Genomic DNA, 17,767 nt, shown 5'->3' with positions numbered 1-17,767 from the left:
TTTGAGGCGGTTTTCTTTTTTCTAATCCCGGTGTTCTGATGGATTATCCGAGTGAACAGCACGCCAAAGGGGGCAGTTACCGGCAATTGGCAATCCCTTTCTGTAGTTATTCAGCAGCTGAACCGATCGTTGCGCTAACTCCCTGCGAACAGCCCGTCGTTCCCCCTTAATTCGGGCAATCTTCATATTGTCGTAAGCCGTTGTTTGATGACGCATCCAGGCAATCACTGCTTTTGCAGCCCGTTCCTCTAACGGAATCAGTTGTGTTCGGGCCACTGTTCCGCTACCGACCGGTGTTGCATGAACAGTTATGGCTTGTGCCATCTTATGCCCAACAGCTTTGAAGTCCGGATGAAAATTGAGGTACTCCTCCACTGCCTGAAAAAACTCCCCCTGATACAACTCTTGTTTCTTTTCGCGACGCTTTAATTCGGCCGCGCGTTTCGTCCGGTAGCTGTCGGTCTCCCTAACAGCTTTAACTTCCGACTGGGCTTGATTAATGGTATCAGCCGGTGCCCAAACACCTTTGGAGATGGTCTTCCGTCCTTTTTTATATTGCACCCGCCAGTATTTGCCCTGAGCAGTAACTTTACGAGTTACACCGGCATCTCCGGCCGGTAGAAAACGCCAGTCTGATGGTGGCTTAACAGGCATACCGTATTCATTCAACAATTGTCCGTTCTTGCCGGGCGTTACGAGCTGAATTTGCTCTTCCTTTCTAATCATTTTTCTTGCGTTTTACGCCGCGAATGGCTTCTTCTGTCCACGGATCTTCCGGCCAGGCATGTTTCGGATAGCGACGTTTCAGTTCCTTTTTGACTTCAAAATAAGTGTTGTTCCAAAAGCTGCGAAGATCCGATGTTACCTGTACCGGCTTGTATCCCGGAGACAGCAAGTGCATCAGCACATTGATCTTTCCATTGTTCACCGAGGGCGTGTCGGCCAGTCCAAAAACTTCCTGCAGACGCACTGCCAAAACAGGCGGCGCACCATTGGACTGGTAACTCAGCTTAACCGATGAACCACTTGGTACTTTAACCCGCGCCGGTGCATGCCGGTCAAGCGTTTGCTGCTGTTCAGGAGTCAGATGATAATGCAGCACATTGGTCAAGTCTATTTTTTTCAGATCGTCCGCTTTGCGAACACCCTCCAAATAGGGCGATAGCCATTGCTCGTTACTTTGAAGCAAGGCTGTTGTTGAAACATCGGGCCAGTCACCATCGGGGAGCCATTTACGGATACTCATCACCCGATTTTGCCATTGGGTAACCTCTTCATTGAAGTTGAGCAGGTGCTCTCCGTCCTTTTTAACAGCTTCGGAAATGGCCTTTTGAAGATGGCTTTTATCCGGGTTGGGCAATGGTTTCGTTTGCAGAACAATGCTGCCAATACGCAACTCACTGTTGGCGACAACTCCGCCCTTTTTGCTGTCCCAGCTAATCACTTCCCGATTTTTAACCAAGGGTGCCAGATCGGTTGGGTCTAACGGCGATGCCAAAAATATAGTTCCCATTCCATCGCGTGCATTCAAATGGGCAACAGCCAACCAGGGTTCGTGAGCCAAATCATCCTGGTGTCCTGCTCTGGCCATGCTGCCGTTCGACAATTGAAAGGGCGCGTTATTTCCGGGGCGGGCAAACGCTATCCGCTCCGGATAGGCAAATACCAGCAACAAACCTGTTTCGAACGGATTAACGGGTTCATTGTTTGGCTTACAACCAATGATTTTGCGGTACGATTCAGCAATCTTTTCAATCCGCTTCATTTTATTCGACAGGCGATTTTCCCCTCGCTGCTTGCGGAGGGCTTCAATCCGCAGGTTGATATCGATACCGGCTTCTTTTCCCAAAGGATCACGTTCTTCCAAAACAGCAGCCAAATCGGTTGCCAATTCCATCTGACCGTTTTCCCTGGCCATGACCAACATATGAGCAATCCTTGGATGGCAAGGCAGACGATGAAGTTCTCTTCCCAAGTCAGTTATTTTCCCCTGCTCCAAAGCATCCAATTGGTGGAGCAACTCCGATGCCTGAGCGACAGCACCCCTTGGCGGAGGACTGAGCCAACTCAGTTGGTTTGGATCCATGATTCCCCATTGTGCCAAATCAAGCACCAAATCAGCCAAATCAGCTTCCATAATTTCAGGAATGCGATGTTCGGCCAATTGTTCCTGGTTTGCTTTTGTCCACATCCGGTAGCAGGTTCCGGGGCCCAACCGTCCGGCACGTCCGGCGCGCTGATCAGCTGAGTCTTTTGAAATCCGGATTGTTTCCAACCGCGACAAGCCTGACTTGGGATCGAAACGGGCAGTACGGGCATAGCCGCAATCCACCACCACCTGAACGCCTTCAATCGTCAAGCTGGTCTCGGCAATTGAAGTTGCCAGAATAACTTTCCGGTTTCCTCTCCGGCTTGGGAAAATAGCCGCCAGTTGTTTCGATTTGGGAAGCATACCGTAAAGCGGGTGAATCTCCAGATCAAGCTTCTCGCGTTTCAGCAGGCTTTCACAGGTTCGAATTTCTCCTTCACCAGGCAGGAAGACCAACACATCGCCTTCTTGTTCACGAAGAGCCCGCATAACGTTTTGCGCAGCCAGTTCAGCCAACATCCGAAGATCGCTTTCACCACTGTAAATCACGTCAACCGGAAACTGCCGTCCTTCACTTTGGATCACAGGCGCCTGCAATATTTCAGACAAAAGCGGCAAATTCAATGTTGCCGACATCACCACAATACGCAAATCGGGACGAAGGATTTGCTGTGCTTCACGACAAAGCGCCAAGGCGACATCAGCATGGATGCTGCGTTCGTGAAATTCATCGAACACAACCATCGACACTCCCTCCAACGAATTATCGGCATGTAACATGCGCGTGAGGATTCCTTCGGTAACCACTTCGATTTTTGTTTTTGCACTTACCCGGTTTTCAAACCGGATGCGGTACCCAACGGTCTCTCCCACGTCTTCGCCCAGCAATGAGGCCATGCGCTCGGCAATACTGCGTGCCGCTAAACGACGAGGTTCCAACATGATGATTTTCTGACCGGCTAACTCATCCAGCTTCAGTAAATCCAATGGAACCAGTGTACTCTTCCCCGCCCCGGGCGGTGCGGTGATAATCAGCGTGTTGGTCTGTCTCAGTTTTTCGCGGATCTCTTCCAGAATCGCAACAACAGGAAGATCGATATCATGAATATTAAATGTCAAAGCAGTTTTCATTTGAATGGATGCAGACTTCCCGACAGCTTACTTGCGGAAAGCGAACGCAAAAATAGGAAAAGCCCTCAAACATTGGCTGCTCTTAACGCTCCATTCTCTACGATGTAACGATATCCCACAAAAAACCCCGTTTTTTATCGCCAAGAAGTCACTTAACAGTCGAGTCTTATCATTTTATTAGCGAGTAATGTCATTTGATTCGCGAGTAATGTCGCTTAACTCGCGAGTAATGTCACTTAACTCGCGAGTAATGTTGCTTGATTCACGAGTAATGTCGCTTAACTCACGAGTTTTGTCACTTCATTCAACGTCCAATAGGGAATGTTCAAATAACTGTGTCAGTTGGAGAGTGTCCAATAAACGGTGTCAGTGAGTTCGTTTGTATGCCTTGAATTTACGTGTTTCAATACACCGAAGTACCACTAACAGCCGGGAGTATGTGACAGGAAACCATGAGCGCCGGACATACCGCTCGGATTGATAAGCTCACTCCCGGGAAACAATATGCGTTCCGCGTCACTTATGCCGGCACGGCCCCCTTCCGTAGTTGGAGTGCCCCGGTTAGCAGCTACGTTCTCCAAGCTGTTCCGGACAAACAGCTGCGATGCAGTCATGTTTTTTTTTACTTTTCATTGGTTCCGGTGTAACCTGCAAACAATCACCGGACTTATGCTTTCGTGGATGCAAAAACGGTCATGACCGCCGGATTTTAATTTTGTTAATAATCCTAAAAGCTGCGCTATCCGCTAAACACAGCAAGCTGTTTTGCGTTATTTTACTCGTCGAAAACAAACAACAAACGTATCAAAACAGGAGATCAACATAGGCGTATTTTGCAGGTAGCGATGAAGGCTGCGTGCTGTTTATTGGTATTTTTATCGTTCGTAGCAACCACCGTTTACGTTCAATATCAGAATCCCGATATCCTTTCGCAAATAGCTCCTTTTGCAGAAGAACAGCAGGAAGAATACAAAGAGACTCCGGCTAAAAAAGACTTAAAGAAATCACCTCAAATATTTCTTATCAACGTTATTGAGCAAGCAATGATGCTCAAAGTACGCCATCTGCAACAACAATATCATTATCAATTTACCCTCGACATTTTCAAGCCGCCGCAATTCGTTTGATGCAATTTTATTTCCAATTCTAATCAAACCGTACCCATTGGAAATCAAACAAATTGTAAAACAAAACCATGCATATTTTCAAGAATCTTAAAAATGATATTCCTGCGGGAGTCATTGTGTTTTTTGTTGCCCTCCCCTTGTGTTTAGGTATTGCTTTAGCCAGTGGCGCTCCCCCCTTCGCCGGAATCATTGCCGGAATTATTGGCGGTATCGTCGTTGGCAGTATCAGCGGATCGGCACTTGGCGTTAGTGGTCCGGCAGCCGGTTTGGCAGCCATTGTATTAATCGCCATTAGCAGTCTGGGGGGATATCAGAATTTTCTGCTGGCCGTTGTATTGGCTGGCCTGTTTCAAATTGCCCTCGGAATTGCAAAAGCCGGCGTTATCGGGAACTACTTCCCTTCGTCGGTCATTAAAGGAATGCTGACAGGAATTGGTATCATCATCATCATGAAACAAATTCCACACTTTTTTGGTTACGACGGTAGTCCCGAAAGTGACTGGGGATTATTTCAAATAAGTGGTACCGGGGTTTTCAAAGAGATGGCACAAGGCGTTAGTCAAATCTCCCTGGGCTCAACACTTGTTGCAGTTATGTCTCTTGGTATTCTTATTCTTTGGGATCAGGTGTTGGTGAAGAAGGCGCGGATCTTTCAATTGATCCAAGGGCCGCTGGTGGCTGTTGTTATCGGAATTTTGTATCAGAAACTTCTTGGAGCTCACCCTGTTTGGGGCGTTGAAGTCAGCCATCTTGTAAATGTTCCGGTACCGGAGAATTTCGACTCCTTCGTCGGACAGTTTAGTTTTCCAAACTTTGCTGCCATAACGAACCCGGAGATCTACCTGGTAGCCTTTACCATTGCATTGGTTGCCAGTATCGAAACGCTGCTGAGTGTTGAAGCAACAGACAAGATTGACCCGCAAAAGCGAACTACCCCTGCTAACCGCGAGTTAATTGCACAAGGTGCCGGTAACATTGTTTCGGGCTTAATTGGAGGTCTTCCGATTACGCAGGTCATTGTACGCAGTTCTGCCAACATCCAGTCGAATGCGCAGTCGAAATTGTCGACAATCTTTCATGGATTTTTACTGTTGACTTCCGTAGTCCTCATTCCCCGGGTGTTGAATCTGCTTCCCCTGTCTGTTTTGGCAGCAATACTGTTTATTGTTGGTTACAAGCTTGCTAAACCCAGGTTGTTGATCAGCATGTACCGATCGGGTTGGAAGCAGTTTATACCTTTTGCCTTGACAGTAACGTTCATTATTTTGAAAGATTTACTGTGGGGAATTGGTATCGGGTTAGCATTTGGTGTTGCCATTGTTCTTTTCAAAAGCTATCAGAACTCACACCTGGTGCACGACATCGGTGAGGAAAGTGATGACAGGCGAGTGAAAATGACGCTGGCCGAAGAGGTAACTTTCTTTAATAAAGCGTCAATTCTGAAAGAGTTGAATTCGATTCCGGAAAACACTATCTTAGAGATCGATATCAGCAAGAGCAGATACCTCGATCACGATATCATTGAAATTCTTTACGAATTTTCGGGCAAAGCCAAAAACAAAAATATCTCCATCGTACTTATTAGCAAAGATGGAAATTCAAAAGAGGAAAGAAGTCTGAACGCTATTTTTAAAGTTCAAGCTTCATAACGTTTAAATTTTAATTCTTTATGCCACACAGATTATACAAACAGTTACTGGATAACAACAAAAAATGGGTTGCTAATAAGTTAAACGAAGACCCCGAATACTTTACCCGATTGGCGCAAGGCCAGAAACCACCATTGTTGTGGATTGGATGTGCCGACAGCCGCGTTCCCGCCAATCAAATTGTTGGAGCCGAACCGGGCGAAGTGTTTGTTCACCGAAATATTGCCAACATGGTTGTTCACTCGGATATGAATATGCTCAGTGTACTCGACTATGCCGTGAATGTCCTGAAAATACAGCACATCATTGTTTGCGGTCACTATGGCTGCGGCGGTATTCAGGCTGCAATGGGCAATTCGTCGTTTGGGATCATCGACAACTGGATCAGCCATATCAAAGATGTTTATCGTTTTCACCGGCCTGAGTTGGATGCGATTAAGGACGAAAAAGAACGCTTTGATCAGTTTGTGGAGTTAAACGTCAAAGAACAGGTTTTCGGTTTAGCCCGCACATCAATCGTTCAGGCTGCATGGAAAAACAACCAGGATTTAATCGTGCATGGTTGGGTTTACTCGGTTAATAATGGTATTGTAAAAGACCTCGAAGTAAACATTAACAGCAATGAACAGTTGGAAAAAACCTTTCAGTTAGATTTCTAATTCGAATGACTTAAGGCTGGCAGAGTATCCAAATTGTTGTTTGGTTGCTGCCAGCCTTTTATAATTTCTCAAATTCAATTCCCCCTTCCCCTTCGTCCTTATTTTCGCGAAGCTTAAACCACCACCGGCATCTTTCTTGCCCTTGCATTCATTTATCGTTTCAAATTGATTTTTTCAGGATTCAGAACGTTAGCCGACAGCCGACGTATATAAACTCAAGACCATCTCAATCTAACTTTATCGGAAACATTTTTGAGTTTGAAAAAAAGTTAATCTCTCTTAATAGAACATGGAGATGGCTAAGGCACTCTCCGGATTTGAAAGCATAAAATAGTGTTGAATACTTAAATCTAATTTCAATGAAAAATATTGTCATTATAAAAGGTAGTATGCGGCCAAATAATTATACCTCCATGGCTGTCAATGTGTTGATTGATGAAATCAATAAAAACCACACGGTATCCTATCAAATCATCGATCCCAAAGATTTTAAGTTGCCTTTTCCGGGCACCAATGACCATTCGGTTGACGCTGTCAGGTTGACTGCGATTGTAAAAACGGCAACAGGTATCATTTTTGCGACCCCCGAATATCACGGCTCTTTTAGCAGCGTTATTAAGCTGATCATTGAAAATTTAGGATTCCCTTCTGCGTTGGCCGGAAAGCCAATTGGCCTGCTGGGGGTAGCTGCAGGCGATATTGGCGCTGTTAAATCACTGGAGAATTTACGAAGTGTCTGTTCGCACGTTGGCGGCATTGTATTGCCTGGGCCGGTATCCATTCCGCATGTTCGGGATGTATTTGATGACGATGGCAAGTGTGTCAATCAGAAAATGGAAAACCGGATCAGAGGGCTTTTCCTGAACCTGGTTGATTACATTGATCAGTATCTGTGCCCGAAAGTAAACCTGGAAGATCTGGTACGCAATTAATTTCGGAGCGACTTTTGAACCGTAAAACAGGAAAAGCAATCAGTCATGGACAAATTGAAAGAACAAACCTGCGAAGCATGCCGGGTTGGTGCGCCACAGGTAACCGACGAAGAGATTAAAATTCTCAGGGGTGAAATTCCGGAATGGGATCTGGTAAAAGAAGAAGGTATCAGCAAGCTACAGCGTATTTTTGTATTTGGCAATTTCATTGATGCGCTGAACTTTACCCATCGTGTTGGAGTTGAAGCGGAACATGAAGATCATCACCCGAGGATTACCACCGAATGGGGAAAAGTTACTGTTACCTGGTGGACGCACAAAATCAAAGGATTGCACCAAAATGACTTCATCATGGCTGCCAAAACGGACGCGTTGAAAGATTAACCGGAACGTTTTTCAATCTCAATTGTCCCCTTAATTCTCAACATACCTGTTGATTTTAAGCAACAGTTGTGGAATGTTTTGACTGATATTGGTTAACTTAGTAAGACGTCTTTCAAATTTTAAGAAAACAGAAAATTCAACACAAAAAAAATCAATAAATAATCAATCAAACATGAAGTATTATATCGAAAAGACAACTAATTATTCGTTCGACGAAGCGGTCAGTAAAACAACCGAAGAACTGCAAAAAGAAGGATTCGGCGTATTGAGTGAAATCAATATTGATGAAAAACTAAAGTCAAAACTGGGCGTTGAATTTAACCGCTACCGGATACTTGGCGCCTGCAATCCTCCAAATGCTTATAAAGCATTGCAATCAGAAATTCATATTGGGGTCATGTTGCCCTGTAATGTTATTGTTCGGGAGTTAGATGATAAAACAGTTGCTGTTGCAGCGGTTGATCCCGTTGCATCGATGATGGCTATTCAGAATGAAGAACTGGCTCCAATTGCCGGCGAAATTAAAGCCAGACTTGAGCGGGTAATTCAAGCCTTGTAACTTTCAACCGAACAAACAGAAAGAACCACCCATTAACAACAGAGAGCAAGAGTAGGTCAATGGGTGATTTTTTCTTGGGTATTGAAACTTTTACCACTATTGGAATCTCAGCGGTTATTTTGCAATGATCATTCCTTTTATAGACCACAGAATGGCCAACACATCGTTTTGCGTATCTTGATCGATTTGATGTTTGGTCAGTACTCCGAAAATATCATCCATTACATGCATGTACTCTTCAGGGCTGATATTCATCCCTTGATGGGCTTCAGGCATATCGCGACCTCCATAAACAGCAGGCCCGCCACTTCCGGCACTAAAAAAATCAACCGAATGCTTTTTGATTACACTTAGTACTTCCGGGGTTTCTTTGTAAGGAAGAAAACGAGCACTAACAGCCGGGTTATTCATATGCGCCTCAATTACATCGTCCACAATTTTCGTTATACCTTCAGTTCCTCCAAGGCGTTCAAATAATGGTTCACTCATAACATTCATTTTTTATATTATAAATTTAAACTGTTGTATTTTTTGTTTAGCTGAGCGCAAAACCAGTAGATCCGGTTCTATCCCCAGGTAAAAATGAAATAATTGTTTATCAAAGATATAACAGAGGGCATCGTGCTTACTAGCACATTTAGTTCAAAGAATAAAACTTTTAGGTCTTTTTATCTTTATGCTGTATGTGGATGAACCTTTAGATCGAACTTTGAATATACTCTGAAGGTAAAACGCCATACTTATTATGAAAACATTTCGTGAAATAAGAAGGACTGTTAAAGCCTGAATCGTAGGCTACTTCGGCAATACTTTTGCTTTGTTTTTTAAGCAAGCTAACCGCTTTATTAAGCCGGTAATTTTTCAGGAAGCTATTGGGAGACATCCCAATTAACGAAACCATTTTTCGATATACCTGGGACTTACTAAATCCGAGGTTTTTCCCAAAATCATCGACATGCAAGTTCGGATATTGCCATGTTTCTTCCAGAAAATTCATAACATCGGCTAAAAACTCTTCATCAGCAGGTGTTAGAACGACAAATAAGTCACGGCTCAAAGCTAAGTTCCGGTTCTCGCTACGATACAACTCATTGATTTCTGAACTAACAATTATCCTGGTATCTGACAGGAAAAACATTTGCTCAGCGCTGTGAACGGCTTCCTCGAAAAAGGATTTATCCTCCGTTACAGGAACACCTGCGCTAATACCTGTTTTCAAATTGAATTTTTTACAATGTGTTTTAGTGCTCCAATTGCGATAGTTGGAATGCAATTCGATGGCGCAAAATATGGCTTGAGAAACACTTTCAAACACAGCCATCAGTTGTTGTTCGTACTGTTTGACGACTTGTCCTTCATAACGGGTTAATGTCTCCGAAAGTAAGTCCATGCAGCAATTCAAATCAGCATCTTCTTTTTTAGCACTTGATTTGGACAACAGACATTCGTCAAAACCGGTAACCATGATCACCCGAAAAGCAGAATCATCAATAATATTCAGGTCACTATCGGTCTTTTTTTCCGGATCTTCAATGCGACCTAAAAACGATTCCACAATATCCGGACTTACCTCAATGATCTGGTGGGGTACTTCACCATGCGCCTCATCGTGCATTTTTTTAATCGCCTCTTTATCCGGCGCCTCAATCAGGCAGAAAGCTGTTTTGCGCTTATCATCAAACCAATACGTTAATCCGCGACAACCAAATAAGTGCTGAAGTTTTAAATCTTGTTGATGTAATTGTGCTACCACTTCTGCAGTAACCTGGGCTGATACATCATGTCGATCCATGTAAATTGGCATAGGTCTAAATTAAAGTTGTTGTACAAATTCAATCATTATAGAGGCTAGGTGCCTAGATAAAGGTATACCAGCCCAACCCCATTTTAGTTTCAGAGAAAATCGGCTTACGCTTCGCGTTTGTGCAAAATCAGGTCAATGTCGGAGGTAAAATGACCTGGACAATCCCTATTTATAATTTAAGTAACAAGAAAATATGAACTAAGTTCCCGGATAAAATTGATGAAGAATTTTCAGGAAATAACTACTTTTGATCAAAATTTAGATATGAATTACACCGAAATCATTATTAAGATCCGACAAATCGTTCGGTCAATCAATCTGGAATCAAAAAAGGTACAGAGTGATTTTGGTGTTAGCATTCCCCAGGTGTTGTGTTTGGAGTTTTTAAGGTCTGCTCCAAATTACCAAGCTTCTCAAAAAGACATTCGGGATCATTTAAAATTGAATTCGAGTACAGTTACCGGAATAATTTCCCGTTTGGAAGCCAAAGGGCTTTTAGCCAGGTTGCCAAAAACCGGCGATAAGCGCGTAACCAATATTACCCTGACATCGCAAGGCGACGAACTTCTGAAAAAGACGCCGGATTTACTCCAACAGCGGTTGTCTGTAAAATTATCTAAGCTTACCAATGAAGAGCTTGACAACATTAATGAGTCATTGGATCTGCTTACAAAGATGTTGAATATCCAAGGTGTCGAAGCATCCCCCATGTTGACTGCGGATGAAGATTTAAAACTGTAAATCTGTTTATTCACGATTAATCTCCAGTATCTGTTGCAAAATTCCGGAACAGACTAGTGTTGCCTTTTCGTGCCCTTTTTTCTCTCAAGTTTCAGTTATTAATTTCTATACAAACTATTTAATACACGATTAAATATTGGTTAATTAATATTGTTTTCACAGAACATTAATTCCCCCATCGTCACTAAGCATAGTGACTACGCATGTATGAATTATGGTTTTAAATAGCTGAAATAAAACCTATTAAATTTCTAATTTAGATCACAAATGACCGTTGTCGTCATATTGTATTTTTGACGGCAATTATAAAATGTGTACTTTTGTCGCACAGAATCTATTATGGTGTATTATTCTGACACCAATTCAATCAACAAATTTCTATGATTTTTAAAAACTTAAGGACGTCGCTTGTAAGAACGACATTAATTGTATTAACATTATTTATTGGCGTACATGCTTTTGCCCAGGAAAAGGAAAATAGTTTCAAAGTTGGCGGAGCTCTTCGTTTCAATGTGTTTGCCAAGAGTTGGGTAAACAACAAAACGCAACCTGAATTTACCCTGGATACCTGGCGCTTAAATGTCGATGGTTCGCAAGGAGGCGTTGATTTCAGTTTTGAATATCGCTTCTACCCTACTTTTGGAACCCATTTCATTCATCATGGCTGGTTGGGATATGCGGTATCGGATGACCTGTATGTGAAATTAGGTGTTGTTCAGGTGCCATTTGGAATTACAAAGTACGCTTCCCACTCCTGGTGGTTTCAGGGCCAATATTATTTTGGTCTGGAAGATGACTATGACATCGGTATAAAATTCGATTATGCCGGAATTGAAAAGCTGGATTTGAGTTTCGCATATTTCCGTCAAGCAGAACCGGAAGGACCTGTTGCCGGAGGAGATGTGACCTATGGAAATGCAGGTCCGGGACGCTATTCTTATGATATTACTCCGGGAGTCGGTCGTATCGGCAGCGAACAAGTTGACGCCCATATTCGTGAATTAAATCAATTCAATGCTCGCGCTGCTTACCATGTGAATGAATCTCTTGAATTCGGAGCATCGGCGCAAGTTGGCGGAATCTATAACAGTGTTTTGGATCAATCAGAAACCAGTACAGCTTTCGCTTTGCACATGGTTGCAAACTGGGGCAAAGGATGGAATTTCAAAGGATCATTCATCAATTATAACTATAAAGCAAAATCGGACGACGGCCGCATGCTGGACATTGTTCAAATGGGTGCTTACGGTACTCCTTATGACATTGCTGCCAAAGCAAATGCGTACAGTGCCGGTATTGCCAAAAGCTTTGATGTGGATTTAGGACCTATTAAAAACATTCAGGCATATGTTGACTACACGTTGATGGACAAAATTGAAAGTGAATATGCCAATGTACATCACCTCATTCCGGGAATTCTGGTATCTGCCGGACCGGTCTATACTTACATCGATTATGCCATGGGTAAAAACCAACCTTGGCTGACACCTAGTTTCGGCGAAGGAATGGGAGTTGGCGATGCTGATGCAGAATGGCAAAAACGATTCAACATTAACATCGGTTATTATTTCTAGTCAATGGAAAAAATTAGAATTGAAAATCTTTCGCTCGTTTTCGGGAAGGGCAAGAACAAAGCTCTTAAAATGCTGGGAAACGGCAAAAACAAAGCTGAAATTTTAGATGCGACCGGATGTACGGTCGCCGTTCGTGAAGCGAATTTAAGCATTGATGAAGGTGAGATATTTGTCGTAATGGGACTTTCCGGAAGTGGAAAATCAACCTTATTGCGTTGTATCAACCGCCTGATCAATCCAACAAAAGGTAAGATCTTCGTCAACAACGAAGAAATCACCAATATGAACGACAAAGAATTGTTGAATATTCGTCGGAAGGAATTGGCAATGGTTTTTCAACATTTTGGTTTGCTCCCCCACCGGACGGTTTTAAGTAACGTGGCATTTGGCCAGGAACTTCAGGGCGTACCTCAGCAAGAACGCGAGAAGCAGGCAATGGAAACAATTGGGCTGGTCGGTCTGCAAGGTTACGAAAACCAGAAAGTAAGTGAGCTTTCCGGTGGCATGCAACAACGTGTAGGTTTAGCTCGCGGACTAGCCAACAAGCCGGAAGTTCTGTTAATGGATGAAGCCTTTTCTGCACTCGACCCTTTAATTCGGTCTCAAATGCAGGATGAGCTGCTCATTTTGCAGGAGAAGATGAAGAAAACAATTGTCTTCATAACGCACGATTTGGACGAAGCCATTAAAATTGGTGATCGAATCGCGATTATGAAAGACGGTGAAATTGTCCAGATTGGAACCTCTGAAGAAATCATTACCAATCCGGCAAACGACTACATCAAATCATTTGTCGAGAATGTTGACCGCAGTAAAATTGTTACGGCGGGTTCAATCATGTTTGCTAAACCGAAGATCGCTCGTCTGAAAAAAGATGGTCCTGCCGGAGTGCTTCGGATTATGCGTGAAAATGGTGTTGAGCATTTGCCTGTTGTTCGGACGAACAGAACCTTTCTTGGTTTTATCAAATTAACTGATGTGTTACGGCTGAAACAGGAAGAAGCGAAAACGATTGACAAAGCAATCATTGAAGGAATTATGAGTGTCACACCGGACACAACCATTGAAAACATGCTTCCGTTGCTGAGTAAAACGAACCTGCCGATTCCGGTCGTCAATGATGATAATCATCTGATGGGCGTTGTATCGCCAACCTCTATTATCGCCGAAAGTACCGGTATGGATAAACACGAAATAAACGATATAATCCAAAAAGCAATTGAATTATGATAGTCGGCAAATATATAGAAGATGCCATTAATTGGATGACCATTAACTTCTCGGGCTTTTTTGATGCCGTGAATTATGGCATGTCATCATTGATCAATGTTATTGAAGCCTTTTGGGTCTGGTTGCCGTTTTATGTTGTTATCGCAATCTTCACAGGTGTTGCCTGGTGGAAAGCAGGAAAGCAAAACGCCATTCTTACCGTACTGGGGCTAATATTCATCTACTTCGCCGGCTTTTGGGTTGAAACCATGCAAACTTTTGCGTTGGTCTTAGCTTCTGCAATCATTGCCTTGCTCATGGGTATTCCGTTAGGAATTTGGAGTGCTAAAACTGAAACAGCACAAAAAATTATCCGGCCAATCCTTGACTTCATGCAAACAATGCCGGCCTTCGTTTACTTGATTCCTGCTGTCCTGTTCTTCGGATTAGGTACAGTACCCGGAGCTTTTGCAACAATTATTTTTGCCATGCCACCAGTCGTCCGATTAACGTCGCTGGGAATCAAACAAGTGCCTGAGGAGATTGTGGAAGCCACGAAAGCTTTTGGTGCAACTCCCCGCCAGTTGTTGTTTAAAGTGCAACTACCGCTGGCCATGCCCACAATACTGGCCGGTGTCAATCAAACCATCATGATGGCCTTGTCAATGGTCGTTATTGCCAGTATGATCGGAGCAAAAGGCTTAGGCGAAATCGTCCTGCAAGGGATCAGTCAGTTGCGAATTGGACTCGGGTTCGAAAGTGGATTGGCAGTCGTCCTCCTGGCCATTATTTTAGATCGAATTACACAAAATTTAGGAAAATCAAATAAAAAGAAATAGACATGAAGAAATTGAATCTCTTAACTTTTCTTATTGCAATCAGTTTAACTTTTTCCGCTTGTACCGGAGGAAATAAAAAATCACCTGACAAGAAGAAAGTGACCATCGCCATGGTAAATTGGATTGAATGTATCGCCAATACCAACTTAGCGAAGGCTGTATTGGAAGAAAAAGGATACGACGTTGAATTGGTTAACGCTGATGTAGCGCCTGTATTTGCCGCTGTAGCACGTGGAAACGCAGACCTGTTCATGGAAGTTTGGGAACCTGTTACCCACAAACCTTACATCGAAAAATTCGGTGACCAAATCGAACATATTGGTACCGTTTATACCGAAGGACGATTGGGCTTAGTTGTACCAAGTTATGTTACAATTAACTCAATTGATGAATTAAACAGTGTAAAGGATAAATTCGATGGAAAAATCATTGGGATTAATCCGGGAGCTGGAATCATGACTATTGCTGAGAAAGTTATCACTGATTACAACCTGGATTACGAACTGGTTACATCGAGCGAAGCAGGAATGTTAGCCTCCCTGAAAAAAGCTTACGATAAGCAAGAATGGGTTGTTGTAACCGGTTGGAAACCTCACACTAAGTTTGCCCGTTACGATCTGAAAATTCTTGATGATCCTAAAAAGACGATGGGTGATGCAGAGACGATCTCGGTTATTGCAACAAAAGGATGGTCCGAACAAAATCCGGAATTGGCTACCTTCTTTAAAAACTTTAAAATGGACGACGAACTGCTCGGATCGTTAATGCTCGCCGTTGAAGGAAACCCCGGAAAAGAAAGCGAAGCCGCTAAAAAATGGTACGAAGAACATAAGACAATTGTAGACGCTTGGTTTAACTAAGAAGTCAGACGTCTCCAAGGTCAAAAAGCGCAATTATCAGCAATGGTAATTGCGCTTTTTTTGTTTAGTATATTATCCACCGAACAACGTTTTTACGGTTACAACATCTCCTTTCTTAGATTCTTCATCAAAAATATTGAAATATGGAACGAATCTAAATAGCTGAAATGTATGATATATGTCATTATAACATGATGTGCTAAAATACTCAGATTCAAAAGAATATTAAAATAACGTAAATAATACAAATAGGTCCTGTTTTATTGCGGTTTATCACATTCGATTCTCATTTAAGATTATTAGGAAATTTAGAATAGTAAAAAATACTTTTTCAGTTATTTTTGGCATCCTCTAAGGGAGATTATGATAGTTCTCTGCAAGATGCAGAGAACATAGACGATTAATTCAGGAAGTAGAAGGAAGATGGTAGCAGGAGGAAATGAATCATATCGTATTATTATTTTGCGCAATCCCGTTTGCGTTAACGGCAATGCTGTTTATTTGGATTGTTTTGATCCTAAGACAAACCTGTCTGAATTCACCCATAAGCCTAACCTCGCTAACTATTATCAAGGCACTGTTCCTAAACCTATTTTTTCTACCAAGCTAAACGATTTTGTATCTAGTTGTCCTTCAGTGCTCTTTTTTTACGGCATTTTTCCGTTAACGTTGACGGAATCTAATCAAACTGCACTGATCAAAAACAATACGGATCAACTCACTGGTCAAAACCTGTTTCAAACCAAAATTGAAACCTGAAATCAATATTTAAAACCGATCAACCGATGAAATTAAATTCAAACATATCAAATTATTTATTGACAATCTGCTTGCTTCTGGCTTTCGCTTTAACGGCAAAGTCACAAGAACTGCGGGCATTCCCCGGTGCAGAAGGAGGTGGCATGTATACAAGCGGTGGCCGCGGCGGAAAAGTTTTATATGTAACGAACTTAAGCGACGATGGTAAAAAAGGATCTTTACGCTGGGCAGCCACCCGCAAATATCCCCGTACGGTTGTCTTCAAAGTTTCCGGCACCATTGAGCTCTCCAAAAAATTACTGATCCGAAGTGACAGTTTGACGATTGCCGGACAAACAGCGCCGGGAGAAGGTATTACACTTAAAAACTACCCGTTTAAAATTGATGCGGACAATATCATTGTTCGCTATTTGCGTTTCCGGATGGGTGATGAGACGGCGCAGCAAACTGATGCTATCGAAGGTCAATTCCACAAAAACATTATCATCGATCATTGCAGCGTGAGCTGGAGCACCGATGAAGCAGCATCATTTTATGGCAACAAGAATTTCACCATGCAGTGGTGTATCATTTCCGAAAGTCTCAATCACTCGGTTCACAAAAAAGGAGACCATGGGTACGGCGCTATTTGGGGAGGTAAAAATGCCTCCTTTCATCACAACCTACTTGCCCACCACAACAGCCGCAATCCGCGTTTCGACCATCCGGGCGTTTATGATTCAGCGGAACAAATGCAGGAATACCGGGGCAATGTTGAATTCGTTAATAATGTCATTTACAATTGGCACAGCAATTCGTCCTACGGTGGTGAAGCCGGAAAATTCAATATCATAAACAACTATTACAAAGCCGGTCCTCAGTCTAAAAATCCGGAACGTATTCTGCAGCCTTATGCCGAAGATGAGGGCTATGGATCTTTTTTCGTTTCCGGCAACTACCTCTTTGGCCATCCGGAAATAAGCAAAAGCAATCTTGAAGGCATCGATATGAGCGATGGCGGCGAATTTTCAAGTATCGCAGCTGCTATCCCTTTCTCTGTCCCCGGATCACTCAAAATTGACAAAGCAAAGAAAGCCTATAAAAAAGTACTGGCACAGGCCGGGGCCTCGCACCAACGTGATGCTGTTGACAAACGCATTGTTCGCGAGGTCGAAACAGGAACAACAACCTTTTCCGGGAAGGAAGAAGGAATAGCAGGAATCATAGATAGCCAATCCGATGTTGGTGGATGGCCGAAACTGACTTCGGTGGAAGCGCCCCTGGACGACGACATGGACGGAATACCCGATTACTGGGAGATTCAACACAAACTGAATCCCAATGATCCTGCAGATAGCCAACAATTAGACAAGTCGGGCTACACCATGCTGGAAACGTATTTAAATCAACTTATAAACAACTCAAATAATGACTAATGATATGAAATAGAAATGGTAAAAAAAGAAGAGAAA

18 protein-coding genes are annotated in these 17,767 nt (G+C 43.0%); 13 read left to right on the top strand and 5 right to left on the bottom strand.

The features are described from left to right. Window positions 1-21: 21 nt before the first annotated feature. The 3 genes from GJV22_RS08600 to GJV22_RS08590 form a co-directional block, all read right to left on the bottom strand. On the bottom strand, window positions 22-726 hold the full coding sequence (locus tag GJV22_RS08600; RefSeq protein WP_238480303.1) for a DUF2293 domain-containing protein: 705 nt from the start codon (window positions 724-726) through the stop codon (window positions 22-24). Further along, window positions 719-3,208, bottom strand: a complete 2,490-nt coding sequence (hrpB, locus tag GJV22_RS08595; RefSeq protein ID WP_238480302.1) for an ATP-dependent helicase HrpB — start codon at window positions 3,206-3,208, stop codon at window positions 719-721. The genes GJV22_RS08600 and hrpB overlap by 8 nt, the downstream gene beginning before the upstream one ends. 434 nt (window positions 3,209-3,642) lie before the next feature. Further along, entirely contained in the window at window positions 3,643-3,834 is a 192-nt protein-coding gene (locus GJV22_RS08590; protein ID WP_163711705.1) for a hypothetical protein, read from the bottom strand. 219 nt (window positions 3,835-4,053) lie between these two features. Between GJV22_RS08590 and GJV22_RS08585 the strand changes: the two genes are divergently transcribed. From GJV22_RS08585 to GJV22_RS08560, 6 genes are all read left to right on the top strand, one after another. After that, entirely contained in the window at window positions 4,054-4,347 is a 294-nt protein-coding gene (locus GJV22_RS08585) for a hypothetical protein (protein ID WP_163711702.1), read from the top strand. Between the two features lie 68 nt (window positions 4,348-4,415). Continuing rightward, window positions 4,416-5,996: a SulP family inorganic anion transporter gene (locus GJV22_RS08580; RefSeq protein ID WP_205461798.1), complete on the top strand. Its 1,581-nt coding sequence runs from the start codon at window positions 4,416-4,418 to the stop codon at window positions 5,994-5,996. Between the two features lie 20 nt (window positions 5,997-6,016). Beyond that, window positions 6,017-6,655, top strand: a complete 639-nt coding sequence (gene can / locus GJV22_RS08575; protein ID WP_163711700.1) for a carbonate dehydratase — start codon at window positions 6,017-6,019, stop codon at window positions 6,653-6,655. Window positions 6,656-7,014: 359 nt separating this feature from the next. Continuing rightward, on the top strand, window positions 7,015-7,587 hold the full coding sequence (locus GJV22_RS08570) for an NADPH-dependent FMN reductase (RefSeq protein ID WP_163711697.1): 573 nt from the start codon (window positions 7,015-7,017) through the stop codon (window positions 7,585-7,587). A 45-nt stretch (window positions 7,588-7,632) separates the two neighbouring features. Beyond that, entirely contained in the window at window positions 7,633-7,971 is a 339-nt protein-coding gene (locus GJV22_RS08565; protein ID WP_163711694.1) for a 4a-hydroxytetrahydrobiopterin dehydratase, read from the top strand. A 172-nt stretch (window positions 7,972-8,143) separates the two neighbouring features. Beyond that, on the top strand, window positions 8,144-8,530 hold the full coding sequence (locus tag GJV22_RS08560; RefSeq protein ID WP_163711691.1) for a DUF302 domain-containing protein: 387 nt from the start codon (window positions 8,144-8,146) through the stop codon (window positions 8,528-8,530). Between the two features lie 114 nt (window positions 8,531-8,644). Here the strand turns inward: GJV22_RS08560 and GJV22_RS08555 are convergent, their stop codons facing one another. Both GJV22_RS08555 and GJV22_RS08550 read right to left on the bottom strand, forming a co-directional pair. Continuing rightward, window positions 8,645-9,019, bottom strand: a complete 375-nt coding sequence (locus GJV22_RS08555) for a group I truncated hemoglobin (protein ID WP_163711688.1) — start codon at window positions 9,017-9,019, stop codon at window positions 8,645-8,647. 208 nt (window positions 9,020-9,227) lie between these two features. Next, window positions 9,228-10,322 carry a nickel-binding protein gene (locus GJV22_RS08550; RefSeq protein WP_163711685.1) on the bottom strand — a complete coding sequence of 365 codons (1,095 nt, stop codon included), beginning with the start codon at window positions 10,320-10,322 and terminating at the stop codon, window positions 9,228-9,230. Between the two features lie 276 nt (window positions 10,323-10,598). On the opposite strand from GJV22_RS08550, the gene GJV22_RS08545 reads away from it, so the two are divergent. The 7 genes from GJV22_RS08545 to GJV22_RS08515 all read left to right on the top strand — a co-directional run bounded on the left by GJV22_RS08545 (window position 10,599) and on the right by GJV22_RS08515 (window position 17,731). Continuing rightward, window positions 10,599-11,075 (top strand): MarR family winged helix-turn-helix transcriptional regulator, encoded by a 477-nt coding sequence (locus GJV22_RS08545; RefSeq protein ID WP_163711683.1) that lies wholly within the window; start codon window positions 10,599-10,601, stop codon window positions 11,073-11,075. A 380-nt stretch (window positions 11,076-11,455) separates the two neighbouring features. Continuing rightward, on the top strand, window positions 11,456-12,649 hold the full coding sequence (locus GJV22_RS08540; RefSeq protein WP_238480301.1) for a hypothetical protein: 1,194 nt from the start codon (window positions 11,456-11,458) through the stop codon (window positions 12,647-12,649). A gap of 3 nt (window positions 12,650-12,652) precedes the next feature. After that, on the top strand, window positions 12,653-13,879 hold the full coding sequence (locus GJV22_RS08535; RefSeq protein ID WP_163711679.1) for a quaternary amine ABC transporter ATP-binding protein: 1,227 nt from the start codon (window positions 12,653-12,655) through the stop codon (window positions 13,877-13,879). After that, window positions 13,876-14,697, top strand: a complete 822-nt coding sequence (locus tag GJV22_RS08530; RefSeq protein ID WP_205461797.1) for an ABC transporter permease — start codon at window positions 13,876-13,878, stop codon at window positions 14,695-14,697. The genes GJV22_RS08535 and GJV22_RS08530 overlap by 4 nt, the downstream gene beginning before the upstream one ends. Before the next feature lie 2 nt (window positions 14,698-14,699). After that, complete coding sequence (locus GJV22_RS08525) at window positions 14,700-15,557, top strand: glycine betaine ABC transporter substrate-binding protein (RefSeq protein WP_163711675.1); 858 nt, start codon at window positions 14,700-14,702, stop codon at window positions 15,555-15,557. A 423-nt stretch (window positions 15,558-15,980) separates the two neighbouring features. After that, the gene (locus GJV22_RS08520; RefSeq protein ID WP_163711670.1) at window positions 15,981-16,316 is read left to right on the top strand and encodes a hypothetical protein; all 336 of its coding nucleotides are present in this window, start codon (window positions 15,981-15,983) and stop codon (window positions 16,314-16,316) included. A 26-nt stretch (window positions 16,317-16,342) separates the two neighbouring features. Further along, complete coding sequence (locus GJV22_RS08515; protein ID WP_238480300.1) at window positions 16,343-17,731, top strand: pectate lyase; 1,389 nt, start codon at window positions 16,343-16,345, stop codon at window positions 17,729-17,731. The last annotated feature ends 36 nt before the right edge of the window (window positions 17,732-17,767 follow it).

It is taken from the genome of Mangrovibacterium lignilyticum (assembly GCF_010882175.1).
GTDB lineage: Bacteria > Bacteroidota > Bacteroidia > Bacteroidales > Prolixibacteraceae > Mangrovibacterium > Mangrovibacterium lignilyticum.
Note: the sequence above shows the minus strand (reverse complement) of the source record. Positions and strands in the feature narration are given on the sequence as shown.

Bases quoted from the DNA above. Each gene is read 5' to 3' on its own strand.
- GJV22_RS08600 (WP_238480303.1), bottom strand. From the start codon at position 726: ATGATTAGAAAGGAAGAGCAAATTCAGCTCGTAACGCCCGGCAAGAAC.
- GJV22_RS08590 (WP_163711705.1), bottom strand. From the start codon at position 3,834: ATGACTGCATCGCAGCTGTTTGTCCGGAACAGCTTGGAGAACGTAGCT.
- GJV22_RS08580 (WP_205461798.1), top strand. From the start codon at position 4,416: ATGCATATTTTCAAGAATCTTAAAAATGATATTCCTGCGGGAGTCATT.
- can (WP_163711700.1), top strand. From the start codon at position 6,017: ATGCCACACAGATTATACAAACAGTTACTGGATAACAACAAAAAATGG.
- GJV22_RS08570 (WP_163711697.1), top strand. From the start codon at position 7,015: ATGAAAAATATTGTCATTATAAAAGGTAGTATGCGGCCAAATAATTAT.
- GJV22_RS08565 (WP_163711694.1), top strand. From the start codon at position 7,633: ATGGACAAATTGAAAGAACAAACCTGCGAAGCATGCCGGGTTGGTGCG.
- GJV22_RS08560 (WP_163711691.1), top strand. From the start codon at position 8,144: ATGAAGTATTATATCGAAAAGACAACTAATTATTCGTTCGACGAAGCG.
- GJV22_RS08555 (WP_163711688.1), bottom strand. From the start codon at position 9,019: ATGAGTGAACCATTATTTGAACGCCTTGGAGGAACTGAAGGTATAACG.
- GJV22_RS08550 (WP_163711685.1), bottom strand. From the start codon at position 10,322: ATGGATCGACATGATGTATCAGCCCAGGTTACTGCAGAAGTGGTAGCA.
- GJV22_RS08545 (WP_163711683.1), top strand. From the start codon at position 10,599: ATGAATTACACCGAAATCATTATTAAGATCCGACAAATCGTTCGGTCA.
- GJV22_RS08540 (WP_238480301.1), top strand. From the start codon at position 11,456: ATGATTTTTAAAAACTTAAGGACGTCGCTTGTAAGAACGACATTAATT.
- GJV22_RS08535 (WP_163711679.1), top strand. From the start codon at position 12,653: ATGGAAAAAATTAGAATTGAAAATCTTTCGCTCGTTTTCGGGAAGGGC.
- GJV22_RS08530 (WP_205461797.1), top strand. From the start codon at position 13,876: ATGATAGTCGGCAAATATATAGAAGATGCCATTAATTGGATGACCATT.
- GJV22_RS08525 (WP_163711675.1), top strand. From the start codon at position 14,700: ATGAAGAAATTGAATCTCTTAACTTTTCTTATTGCAATCAGTTTAACT.
- GJV22_RS08520 (WP_163711670.1), top strand. From the start codon at position 15,981: ATGGTAGCAGGAGGAAATGAATCATATCGTATTATTATTTTGCGCAAT.
- GJV22_RS08515 (WP_238480300.1), top strand. From the start codon at position 16,343: ATGAAATTAAATTCAAACATATCAAATTATTTATTGACAATCTGCTTG.